Here is a 12,447-nt window from a genome sequence, read left to right as displayed (position 1 = left end):
GTTAAAATGGAGAAAAGATTGACATCCAGTAATAAACGAATTGTTGAATTTTGTGGTTTAATGGAAAGTGAAGACTTGTTAAAGTTTATTGGTAGAAATCAATCTGTTTTAGAAACTTCTAGTTGGGGTGGTAAGGGAATTGACCAAGAAAAAACAAGGCAGTTACTTAATGAATATTTAGAACCTTATCAATTTGAAATAACTAAGGATTATACTACTCCTAATAATATTGGAAATAATCATTTATATTATATTCAAGATAAAGATGTGTTAGATGATATAGAAACTTTAATTGGTAGAATTGCTATCAATAATTTAATGGGATATGCAGTTGCTATTTATCAAGAAGATATGGATGGAAAAAGAATTGGAAAATCTTATCTTGAAATTACAGCAAGGGGTGTAAAAGAAGCACCAAACGAAAAATGGATTGGTTGGAATCAATATATTCAAGATAATCATTTAAATTGGAATTTAAATGATTTAGAAAAAGAACGAGAAATTCGTTTTATCATTCGTCAATGTATCGAGGAAGAAATTTTACAAGTTGAAAATGGATATATCATGGTTATACGAGAAAGTGCAGATGGAAGTACTGTGTGGTATCCTACAACTTATGAACAGGTTATTGAAGATTTAAAAAATGAAAGGCAATTTCAAGTATTTAGAGATGCCTTGTATAGAAGACAAGTTTTATCTCATCAAATTGATAAACAAATGGAAGCATCCAAGGATACATTGCAACAGGTTGATAAATCGAAAGAAAAGCAAGAATCAGAAAATAGAAAACAAGTGTTTCAGCAATCCTTAAAGGATATGCAGGAAGTTTACGATAAAATTGTAAAATTCAATAAAGAACATAAAGCACCACTTGGTACTGAAAAATATGAGTATGAGCTTTATGTGTATATGAAACAAAATGGATTGAATGTCCATCTTGCTGAAGAGTATGAAAATGGAGAATTTCTCAAAGACTTTGACTATGGACTCGTAACAGGAACGATTTATGGGTATCCTGATAAAGAATTAAGATTATCTGAGGATTTTGAAATTTGGAGTAAAGATGGAGAATACTTTGGAGCATATTCTAAAAAGGATATCATGGATAAATTAGATGGTTTAAATGCTGAAAAACAAAAAACACTATTAATTAATCCGAATGATTATGGAAAGATTATTCAAGATATGGTAAAAGTGGCGAAAGCCTCTGATAATCATACATGGTTTTTAGAGCCTGAAGAATTCTTAGATAAAACATATGCACAGGAAGACTTAGACGAACTCTCTCGTGACCTTCAATCAATCAAAGAAGCAGGAGTACATGATATGTATTCTATTGTTGAAATGTGGGATGATTGGAAAGAGGCAGATGAGCATGGCGAACCAGTTGCCACTTTTCATGGAGCATTTCTTGATTTATTTGCAAAAGAGAAATCTCAAAGCATAGATAAAAATCTAATTTCATTTAATAGTTGTACATTTGAAATCAATTTAGATTCAAAAGACAATGGAGAAGGTTGTTTAAAATGGCATAATTATTTTCTCACAGATATTCACAATAAGGATCATTTTTACATCATTCAAATCGTACAAGAAACCGGAAAGGAAGAACCAAGGTTTTCGTTAGAAAAGTTTGAAAAAGAAGAAGGTAGCAAACTGTATCTTGGAGAATGGGTGGAACTAGAAGATGTAATCAAAAATTCATCAGAAATTGAAATGGTACAAAATAAGCTAATTGAATTAAGTGATAAAGAGATTGGCATACAAAATGAAGAAATTAAAAATATAGAAGATGATTTTGAAGAATTGGATGAAGTTGAAAAATAGGAAGTGACTTCCTATTTTTTTATTTGGAAGAAGGTGTTAATGAATGACAAAGATAGATACATTGAGAAAAATCAATAAGAATATTGTTCATGAAGATGGTACGATTACTTCTTTTGATAAACAGTTGATTCAGTTGATGAGTGGTATCTATGATACACGATACCCATTGATAGTTGCAGACAGTACACACTCACTGGATTACATAGAAGATTTTGCTACAGATAATCCATTAGTCATGAATGTATCAACAGTTATTAAACTTAGAGAAAAGCATGATATAGGGTATGAGTTTGTCAGTAACTGTGAAATGTATTTAAAAGAAAGCGTGTTGGCATTTGATAGTTACCAACACGATACAAGTAAGATTATTTTATTAGATGAAGTAGATGATGATGGATTTCCAATGATTGCAATCTGTAGAGAAAACAAAGATATGGGTGGAAATCTTCTGTTGAATGAAATTACATCCATTTACGAAAAAGAAAAATTAGAACAATTATTAAATCGTTCATATGAGAATGATAAAACTTTTTACACAAACAAAAAAACAGAGCAATATGTAAAATCTAGAGGACTCCAATTGTCCAAAGGTCTTACATATGCCCTGTCTAATTATTATACTAGGGCAAGTTTCAATAAAAGTCAAGTTGAACAAGACTTGGCAAAAGAAAAAGGTTGTATAGAAGAAACTTATGGTATGGATTTAGAAGAAGATTTGGATGAAATTGAAAAATAGGAAGTGACTTCCTATTTTTTGTAAACGAAAAAATAGAGCATTTATAAAGTCTGCCAAGCTCTAATTGCTCTTAAACCTTATAAATGCTCTATCTACTTCATATGATAGACAATGTTTTACGAAAAATCAAGTTGAACAAGATTTATCAAAAAACAAATCTTATGGTTCAGAAACACAACTAGATGAAGTAAAAGAAGATGTGGAAGAATATGAATTAGATATTACAGAAGATAGATGGTAAATAACAAAATCATAATTATGCAGTTAAAGAAGATTTGAAAATAAAGAAGGAAGAACACAGAGGTAAATAAAATGAGATTTGATAAGGAAAGATTTTTTGAAGATTTGCAGGAGAAAATTCCTGAAGTATATGGAAATGACAAGGTACAGGAATTGATAAAACTTGTGATTGACAAACATTACAAGAAAGTAGAAAATGACGAAATCGTTTATGATGATGATTTATTATTAGAATTGTATGATATGGTTCCTGAAATGTCGTTCAATGAAATAGATGAATATGGAATGTGTTTATCGAATGAAATGCAGATGATGATTGATGGTTCGTATCAACATGAATATATGATGTTAGGTCGATTACAACAAGATTGTGAGTATTACTTAGGCTATGGACAACGAAGCGAGAGGAATTTATGGGCTGACACAGTTCAAGACCACATTCACGCAATGAAACGATACTATAATCAAGTACCAATTAAACCTGAATGGTTATCGTATAAAGATATTCTCCGTTATGAAGCGAAAATGACAACATTGAAATCTTTGGACGATTTAAGAGATTTACTCGAAGCTCATGATTGGAAAATCTATGATGGTGGAACTTCATGGGAAATTGAACAATATTCGCCAGCAGGAGAAGATTTTGTTTTTTGTATTCAACATGATAAGTCATTAGAAAAAGCAGTCGAACAAATTTGTGAGTATGCAATGAATTTTGATCAAGAGGAACATATTGCCATGTGGTTAGAAGCAAGAACTGTTGATGACAATCGCATGAATGTACCTTCGCCTAGTGAACTTGTAGAAGATGCAAAAGAAATTCAAGGAATGTTGGATGAATTGGATTATGTATTGGATAATTGTACATTGATGGAAAAAAAACAAGAAACAGATATAGAACTTGAAGAAGAAATGGAAGATATAGAGAAATAGGAAGTGACTTCCTATTTTTTTAAAAGAAAGTAGGTGGAAAAATGGCAGAACAACAAAACTCTATGTTTCAACAAAAATATCAGATGATTATCAATCAAGCAAGCGTTCGTGAAGTCATGGAAGAATATGGTTTAAAGATTGTTAAGAAAGGGAAAGATTTTAAAACAGTTTGTCCTTTTCATGACGATCACGACCCATCCTTGAGTATCCGTGACGACAAGATTTGGAAATGTTTTGTGTGTAATGAAAGTGGAAATGCAATTTCTTTTGTTCAGAAGTATGAAAACAAAGTATTAGGAAATCGTAACTTTACAGTACGGGATGCCATGAATAAAGTAATTGATATTTGTCATTTGAATATTCCAAAAGAACAAAACAACCAAAATTCATTAAATGCACAATATTCTCATAATTCTCGTATCTATTCAGAGCATGAACGAGTCTTGTTAAATACGCTGAATAAAATCAAAGAGATTGCCAATTACAATTTGACAAGTTTAGGGAATACGAAAGCAAAACAATATCTTCTAAATCGTGGATTTACAAAAGACTTAATTCAGGAATTACAATTTGGCTATATTTCTTATGAGCAGATACAACAATGGATTGATAAAAAGTCATTTCCATTAGAATATTTGTTGAAAACAGGGTTTATTCGAGAAGATGAACAAGGAAACTATCATCCAGTCTTTGGGAATCGTATCTTAATTCCTGTGATGGATGAGCGAGGAAATACCGTTACCTTTAGTGGGCGAGCGATTCATGGAGAAGAACCTAAATATCTACATGGAAGAAATACAGATATATTCATGAAATCCAATCACTTATATAATTTTAATGTCGCAAAAAATTATGCCTACAATGATAAGATCTATGTAGTAGAAGGATTTATGGATGTCGCAGGTGGTAATAAGATGAATATTCGTAATATCGTTGCTACCATGGGAACTTCTTTTACCAAAGAGCAGATTGCCATGTTACGCAGGCTAGATTGTGAAATCGTGCTGATGCGTGATAATGATAATGCAGGCAGACAAGCTATGGTAAAAGAGATACCTGAACTCATGAACAAGCGATTCCGTGTGAGTGTGATAGATCTAAATAAAGTAAAAGAAAATCTACAGCTGACAGAAGAGAAAGATAGTAAGGACTTATGGGATTTTGCCAATGCAGGAGCAGTAGAACATGATTTAGAAAAAGCACGAGTATCAGGTTTTCAATTCCTTATGGAAAACAAATATTTTGAGAATAAGGAATTCAATTCCGAAACAATTAAAGAAGCCTATGAGGAAGCAAAAAAAGAGGAGCTGATTAAAACTTCTTATGATGAAATGAACTTCAAAGATTATGTAGTAAAACATTCTACCTATTCCAAAGAAGAAGTGGATGATATTATCCATGCCATGTCATTGGAAGAAAAGACAAATCCAATCTTTCAGTTTCAGGTCAATCTGATGGAACGATACATTATCAATAATGTCAATACCTATGTAAATCGAACTGGGGATAAAACAATGGTGGAATTCTATCAGAAGAATTATGATCGAATCCGTCAAAACATCTTGAATCGTTTTCATGAAGACCCTACACGATACCTATCTCCTGAACTAGACAGGGTGTTGATTTCTGCTTTAGTGCAGGATACCATGACAAATGATGAACAATGGCTACGCTATGAAACGATACATAAATTCAAGCATGAAAATGTTTTTAATAAAACATTCGTAAAGAATACGATTGGACAGAAGGCACAAATGAAGCTGAACATGGAACAGAAGCGATTGGTGGTTAAGCAGTTTGAAAAGACATTTTCCGATAATGAAAAATTAGAATTGGAACATATTGATGAATTGTATATCGTTAATAAATATCAGGAGTTAGCAGGTATCATTGATATAGAAGGTTCTGATAATGCAAAATTCTTATTAGAAGCCTTAGAGATGAAGTGGATTGGAAAAAAAGAAGGAATGTCGGTTTTCTCCTATAGTTCTATTTTTGATAAATCTATGTTGTTTGCGATTGACCCTAAATATAAGACAGTAGATGGAAAAGATTTTAAATCCATTCTCCTTTACAACAATAGTGGTGGAAGTTTGAAATTGACAAAGAACAATATTGCAACCCCACAAAAAAGCAATGGAAAACAAGAAGTTGAACAAAGTATTCAAAAAGAGAAAACAGTATCTAAAGAGAGAACTTTCACTGTCCACCATAACTTAATAACAAGAGAAACAGACGATTCTTATTTTGTTAGAATTCCTAATACAATGGCGAAGAAATATATGTATATCCCTAAAAAAGATACACAATGGTCGGCAAATCGAGAAATTTTAGTGGCAACAGTATCTACGAAAGATACCTTTGCGATTTATCGTTCGGATGGGCAACAGCAGGAAACATGGAATTGTAATGATTTGATGAAGCGTTGGGAAGATAAGACAAAGAAGAAAGAATCCATTGACATAAATTTAGCAATGAATAAAAACTTACAATCAACACCTGTAAAAAGGAAACAGCAAGGAAATCCAATCATGAAAAAGAAATTGGATATACCTTCTCGTTCTACGGAAATGGTACAGAAATTTCAAAAATATCGTATTCCAGTTCATTTGATTCTAAACAATGAGAAGGGTACATTGATGGTGCGAAGTGCTATGCAGGGATATACCTTGTTTATTCCTAAAACAAGTGTGCGTTATGTAGAAGGGAGAAGTTATATTGAAGTGACACCCGAAGTGATGGGAATCGACAAATTTAAAACCATTTCTACTATATCCGTAGGAAAAGATGTTAGTGATGGAATGGAGTTAAAAGGGAATATTTCTTTTAATGAACTGGATATGTTTTTATCTTCAGAAGGAAAGAAAGTATGGGCTGTCGTAGATGAGAATAAGTTGGTGGAACAATCGAATGGATTTGTACAGATACCCATCTTTAAAGACCGTACCTATGGATATGTGCGAGTCAATAAAAAGGAATTGGAACGCATCAATGATAATCAGATTGCTTTGGTATCTACACCATATCATGAATATTCTGCCTATAAAAAATCAGGGGAATTCAATGGACTTGTATGTGCCAAAGACATAGACTACCTTTATAACGAATCTACCAAAGGTTCGATTGATATAGATAATATGGAAGCGACAGAGGAATTAGAAAAGGAAGTGAAATCGTATGAATGATACTAAAATGGATATTCAGCGTTCAGGGGAAACGATAGAAAGAACAGCCGTAAAGTATTCAGCAAAAGCAACTAAAGGGTTGGCAAAACTAACAAAGATGCTTACCCTTTACGGCATCAAGATGTTTGCGAATCCGTTAAATGCTATCAAGAAGGACGGACCGAATAAAACACTGATCCATACTCCTGAACTTACCAAAGAAGAAGCAAAGGTCATGATTGCTAAATTAAGGGAAGCCGAAATACTTGCAACTTATCGTGAAGTAGAACCATCAGGACGAGAAATACGAAGGGGTATTTCTATTCATAACCAAGAGAAAATGGCAAAGAATGATATTAAATTAGCACAATGGAAAGACAGAGCCGTTAAATATGAGCGTTTTTCTTTATTAGGCAAGTTTTGTGAATCGCAGGCTGATAAATATCAGAACTTAGTAAATCAGGAAAATAGGATGCCAGCTGAAAATAAATATATCTTTATCGTCAATCAAAGACACTCGAATGCATTAAATGAAATGTTGGCAGATATACGAGAAATGCGATTGACAAAGGATTTTGATAACAGTGTATTTGAAAAAGAAATGGACGAAAACCTAGTGCCTGAATTAAAGATGGAAGATATGGAATTAACGGTAGAATCAATGGAAGAGGGCATTGAATATGGAAATCGAATGATTGCTGAATTTCCTCATGCAGATACCTGCCGTCATATCATTACAAAAGAAGAGTTTGTAGAGCATTATGAAGATATGTGTTCTCAAGAAGTTTTTGGTGCAACACTTCAAGATGAAGATCATGTCATGGTTGTCTATCATAAAAGTTCTCGTGAGCGTATGGAAGAAATCATGGGAACAGACGGGCATAAGATTATTGAATATGGGGCAAATGGTGGCGAAACGCTACAAAATCTCAAAAATGGAGATGCACCAATTCACGCTATCGTACCAAAAGAAGAAATGAAAAATTTTCGAGAAAAATATGAGGGATATGATTATATTGCTCGTAAGCAGGAAGATGGAAATTACGAAATTCATGTATCCGAACATCAAACAAAGATGATTGATAGGGAAATGAAATTAAAAAACCAACAAGCCCACGAAGACTTAAAGCAACAAGAACAGTCCATAGATTTAAACAAGGATTCCGTACAAATGGAAAATAAAGAAAACAGTATTTCGTGGGCAGAAAAAGATATGGCAAACCAAGAAGATTTAAGCTCATTGAATGAATTTGACCTAGAGTTAAATAAAGAGGATGAGTAGATATGAAAGTAAAACGAGAATATAAAAGCAACACAGTCATTGTAGTCCTTGTACTACTGATTGTGTTTTATTTTGGCTTACGATTAGGAACACTGGTGGAATTGAATGATGGAGAGTGGTCGTTTGAGGTATTAAACCAAGCAAGCGATCAATTTTTTTCATTTGAGCCTCTTATCTTTAATCAATTTACACTGATGATAGGTTCATTTTTAGCGTTATTTTCGTGGATGATTTATGAAACTCTACATTCTTCTTATAAAAAGAATATGCAGGAAGAAGCGTTTGGTAGTGCGAAATGGAATGACCCTAATTTTACGAAAGATATGCGTGAAAAGGATATGTATCAAAATTGGATATTCACAAAGACAGAAATCTTTTCTAAAAATATGAAAGTGACTAAACGAAATCGAAACTGCACTTTGATAGGAAGACCTGGAACTGGGAAATCAAGATATTGGTTAATTCCTAATATTTTAAATTCAATGGCTGAAACAATTATCGTTACTGACCCTAAAGAAGAAATTTTGAAGGCTACAGGAATGAGCTTAAAGAAAAAAGGATATGATATTCGAGTTTTAAATATCAAGGATAAATGGCGAAGCGACCATTATAATCCATTGAAATATATTCGTAAGTTACCAAAAGAAGCGTTTTTGTTAGACCTAGATAGTGATGAAAGCCGTCAAGATATTGTACAAGAATTGATGGATGAAGGACGAAATATTGCTGAAGATGATGTCATGAATCTAATAAATACGATTATGGAAAATACAAAATCAGAAACGATTGAATCCAATACTGGTGACCCCTTTTGGGAAAAGGCAGAAATGGTGTTCTTACAGGCATTGTTTTACTATGTGATTTTCAATTATCCAATCGAAGAACGAAATTTCAGAAAAATCATGGAACTGATTCGTAAGGGAGAACCTGACAAAGAAGGAAATTCAGAACTTAGAAACTTATTTGATGAATGGGAAAGTCGTGATCCTAATAACATTGGTATCAAACAGTGGAAACATTTTGTTGTATCGGCAAAATCTCCAAAGATGATGTCCACTATTATTATGACGGCATCAGCCCGACTTGCTCCTTTCAACTTGCGTGAAGTAGATGAAATGACATATAACGACACTATGGAATTAGATAGAATTGGTATGCCATTAAACGCTGATGAAGGAGAACATGGACGAGTTGCCTATTTCATTATTTCTGACCCTAACAGCAATGCATTCAACTTCTTGATGAATATCATGTATTCACAGATATTCACAATAATCGACCAAAATGCACAAGCAAATGGTGGACGATTGGCAACTCCATGTAATATCTACATGGATGAGTTTAGACAACAAGGGGCTATCAATCGTTTCTTGGAATTTTGGGCATATTGTCGTGGCTTGGATTGTGGAATTACCATTATTCTTCAGTCTTTATCACAGTTAAAGAAAATCTATAAAGATGAATGGGAAACAGCGTTAGACTGTTGTGACTACATCTTTTTCTTAGGTTCTCGTTCAAAAGAAACTTTGGAATATATGAGTACCATGTTAGGAAAGCAGACATTGTATAAAAAGTCTTCAGGACGAACCTATTCAAGACAAGGTTCATCTTCTCAAAACTGGGATGTATATGGTAGAGAACTAGCAACCATGGATGAATTAGCTGAACTAGAAGCAGGACATGGAATCTTGTTAATGGCAGGAACAAAACCTTTCTATTCTGAATTATATGACTTAAAGAGCCATGATGATTATAAAGAAATGTGGGAAGCATGGACAGAACAGGATGGTACGAAAGACCCTGAATTTAAGAAAACAAAAGAATGGAAAGAAAACCATGCGAAACTGTACGATCATCTACAGGAAATGAAGAAACCAAGAAAGTCAAAGACAAAGCAACAACAAGAATTGATGAAAGCGATTGGAGTTCCTTGCACTGTACAAGAGCCATTTGAAATGAAAGTAGTAACGGAAGCACAGCTTGAAGCAAAATATGGAAAAGGAAAACTGAAAGCTGTTTGGAGCGATATAAAATAGCATATCTTAGCTACTCTATATATTTTATTGAAAGGGGTGATGCCCTTAGAAATGAAGGGATAGAAATAAGGGGAGCATTTTTTATATGCAGGCAAGGTGCCTGTTTTTTTGTTGTTAAGAAGGAGGATTATGGAAATGGAAAAACTAACAGCAATGAAAAACAATATGTCTAAAAAGACAAGAGAAAAAGTCGCAAAAGCAGGGCTTATCGTAAATACGACAGCCATGATGATGGTATTGAATATGACAAATGTACTCGCAGTCAATTCCAATACGGATTCTATCGACCAATTTATTGATTTCGTGTGTGACTGGTTGATGAAGATTGGTGGAGTTGTAGGACTTGTTGGTGGTGTGTTATTTGCATTAGGGTGGCAAAGAGATGATGCTGAAGGAAAGAGTCGTGGGTTAATGACTTTAATGGCAGGATTTATGCTAATTGCCATTGCACAAGCACCTGATATTTTTGGTTTATAAGATGTATGGGCGAGTAAAAATATTCGCCCTGTCTTTTTAGGAAAGGAGTGAAAAACAATGTGGGATTCATTAGGAGAAATTGCACAATCGTTACTAGATATAGCTTTTTCACTATTTGGTTTTAATATTGATTTAGGAAACATGGGATTAACTGCCAAGGAATTTTGTGATTGGAATACAATTACTGCATCTGAATTCGGAACATTGGCAGAGATATTAAATAGTGCGTTTGTATCATTAGGATTGAATTTATTAACTGTATTCGTGATGATTGACTTGATTAAACAAGCAATGGAAATTGATCGTATCTCTTGGGAGCGAATTATTATGAGTGTGGCACGATTTTTGATATTCAAGATGCTAATTACCTATTCCTATGAGTTTTTAAATATGATTATGAAAATTGGAAATGAGTTTACGAATACGGTTATAAACACAATTAACTTTCAAACAGGTACAGAATTTTCTATTGGAGAAATGATTAAAGAACTGATAGATACTGCTGAAGGTGGAATTACAATCCCTATTATAAATTGGAGTATCATGCCATTTGTATTGTTTGTGGTATTTATTATTATTTATCTTCCTTTAATTGGAACATTTGTTATGTGTATATCTCAAATCGTTACACGAGTAATAAAAATTGTTTTGGCATTTGCCTTTGCACCGATTCCACTTGCGATTGGAACTTGGGAAGACGGTAGTGGAACTGGGAAACGATTTATTATGAATGCTGTCGCCTTAGCGTTTGAAGGAATGATAATGATACTTTGTGTACATATCTATGCTTTAGGTATTGCAGACTTGCAAAATAGTACAACGACTTTTGGTGGTGGAATTGGAGCAATGATTGGAATACTTCTTATGAACGGTATTCTATCTACAGCTTTAACAACATCTTCACAGTTAGCAGAGAAATGGAGTGGTGCATAGTATGGATGATATTAGAATCAGAACACATAAAGAACTTTCAGGAGTGGCAGAAAAATACTATGGATTTACTTTTCGACAATGGTTGTTTCTTGTTTTAACTGGAATTATTACAGTGCCTACTTATTTATATTTAACACCTATATTGGGAGATGAGATTTCAAGTTGGATTGTCATTATCATGGGTTTACCTTTGATGCTTTGTGGCTTTTTGACATTGCAGGGAATGACAGCCGATAGATTACTACCTTTCTTAAAAAGACACTATTTGGATTTCGGAAAGCCATTAGAGTATAAGACTGAAAAAGAGTTATTAGCTGAAAAAGAAGCAAAGAAAAATAAAGGTAAGAAACAAAAAGAGGAATCTGTTCAAACAATCGAAAAGCCGAAAAAACCGACAAGAGCTGAACGAAAACAGGCGAAGAAAGAGAAAAAGGCTTTAATGAAGATGGAAAAAGAACAAAAGAAAGAAAAGGCTCGATTGGAAAAACAAAAGGAATTGGAATTGAAGATAGAGCGAAAGAAAGCCAAAGAAAAAGCAAAGGCAATGAAGTGGTATGGGGATTTAGATGCCAATAAGAAAGCCTTGATTGAAGAGCGTACTATGGAAAATAGTGAAAATGCACTTACGAAAGAAGATATTGAAAATATTGTCCGTCTAGGTGAAAAAGCAAAAGGCTATTTAGAAACAATAGAGAAAGACAACTATATTAAAGTCAAGTAGTAATTTATGAAAAAGTATGAAATATAAAATACTTGAAAATATAGTATTCGATCTTTGAAATTGTGAATGTAAATATGTTGAAAAGAACTATAGTTAAA

The 12,447-nt window shown here is 33.3% G+C and carries 9 protein-coding genes; all 9 read left to right on the top strand.

What is annotated here, in order from left to right:
- Window positions 1-6: 6 nt before the first annotated feature.
- The 9 genes from NE665_RS17730 (at window position 7) to NE665_RS17690 (ending at window position 12,349) form a co-directional block, all read left to right on the top strand.
- On the top strand, window positions 7-1,827 hold the full coding sequence (locus tag NE665_RS17730; RefSeq protein ID WP_207732794.1) for a hypothetical protein: 1,821 nt from the start codon (window positions 7-9) through the stop codon (window positions 1,825-1,827).
- Between the two features lie 43 nt (window positions 1,828-1,870).
- Window positions 1,871-2,563, top strand: coding sequence for a hypothetical protein (locus tag NE665_RS17725; RefSeq protein WP_118654674.1), 693 nt, complete (start codon window positions 1,871-1,873; stop codon window positions 2,561-2,563).
- Between the two features lie 312 nt (window positions 2,564-2,875).
- Complete coding sequence (locus NE665_RS17720) at window positions 2,876-3,736, top strand: LPD11 domain-containing protein (RefSeq protein WP_207732793.1); 861 nt, start codon at window positions 2,876-2,878, stop codon at window positions 3,734-3,736.
- 41 nt (window positions 3,737-3,777) lie between these two features.
- Window positions 3,778-6,921, top strand: a complete 3,144-nt coding sequence (locus tag NE665_RS17715; RefSeq protein ID WP_142691801.1) for a CHC2 zinc finger domain-containing protein — start codon at window positions 3,778-3,780, stop codon at window positions 6,919-6,921.
- Entirely contained in the window at window positions 6,914-8,182 is a 1,269-nt protein-coding gene (locus NE665_RS17710; protein ID WP_002610995.1) for a hypothetical protein, read from the top strand. Before NE665_RS17715 ends, NE665_RS17710 begins: the two co-directional genes overlap by 8 nt.
- A gap of 2 nt (window positions 8,183-8,184) precedes the next feature.
- The gene (locus NE665_RS17705; protein ID WP_118654676.1) at window positions 8,185-10,218 is read left to right on the top strand and encodes a VirD4-like conjugal transfer protein, CD1115 family; all 2,034 of its coding nucleotides are present in this window, start codon (window positions 8,185-8,187) and stop codon (window positions 10,216-10,218) included.
- Window positions 10,219-10,353: 135 nt separating this feature from the next.
- The gene (locus NE665_RS17700) at window positions 10,354-10,695 is read left to right on the top strand and encodes a DUF4134 domain-containing protein (RefSeq protein ID WP_118654677.1); all 342 of its coding nucleotides are present in this window, start codon (window positions 10,354-10,356) and stop codon (window positions 10,693-10,695) included.
- Between the two features lie 57 nt (window positions 10,696-10,752).
- Window positions 10,753-11,628 carry a hypothetical protein gene (locus tag NE665_RS17695; protein WP_187426257.1) on the top strand — a complete coding sequence of 292 codons (876 nt, stop codon included), beginning with the start codon at window positions 10,753-10,755 and terminating at the stop codon, window positions 11,626-11,628.
- A gap of 1 nt (window position 11,629) precedes the next feature.
- Window positions 11,630-12,349, top strand: coding sequence for a PrgI family protein (locus NE665_RS17690; RefSeq protein ID WP_256302589.1), 720 nt, complete (start codon window positions 11,630-11,632; stop codon window positions 12,347-12,349).
- Window positions 12,350-12,447 lie beyond the last annotated feature (98 nt).

This window comes from Clostridium sp. DFI.1.208, assembly GCF_024463855.1.
Taxonomy (GTDB): Bacteria; Bacillota_I; Bacilli_A; order Erysipelotrichales; family Erysipelotrichaceae; genus Clostridium_AQ.
The sequence above is the reverse complement of the archived record's forward strand: the minus strand, read 5'-3'. Positions and strand labels throughout refer to the sequence as shown.

Coding starts and splice junctions, on each gene's coding strand:
- NE665_RS17730 (WP_207732794.1), top strand. CDS start 7: ATGGAGAAAAGATTGACATCCAGTAATAAACGAATTGTTGAATTTTGT.
- NE665_RS17725 (WP_118654674.1), top strand. CDS start 1,871: ATGACAAAGATAGATACATTGAGAAAAATCAATAAGAATATTGTTCAT.
- NE665_RS17720 (WP_207732793.1), top strand. CDS start 2,876: ATGAGATTTGATAAGGAAAGATTTTTTGAAGATTTGCAGGAGAAAATT.
- NE665_RS17715 (WP_142691801.1), top strand. CDS start 3,778: ATGGCAGAACAACAAAACTCTATGTTTCAACAAAAATATCAGATGATT.
- NE665_RS17710 (WP_002610995.1), top strand. CDS start 6,914: ATGAATGATACTAAAATGGATATTCAGCGTTCAGGGGAAACGATAGAA.
- NE665_RS17705 (WP_118654676.1), top strand. CDS start 8,185: ATGAAAGTAAAACGAGAATATAAAAGCAACACAGTCATTGTAGTCCTT.
- NE665_RS17700 (WP_118654677.1), top strand. CDS start 10,354: ATGGAAAAACTAACAGCAATGAAAAACAATATGTCTAAAAAGACAAGA.
- NE665_RS17695 (WP_187426257.1), top strand. CDS start 10,753: ATGTGGGATTCATTAGGAGAAATTGCACAATCGTTACTAGATATAGCT.
- NE665_RS17690 (WP_256302589.1), top strand. CDS start 11,630: ATGGATGATATTAGAATCAGAACACATAAAGAACTTTCAGGAGTGGCA.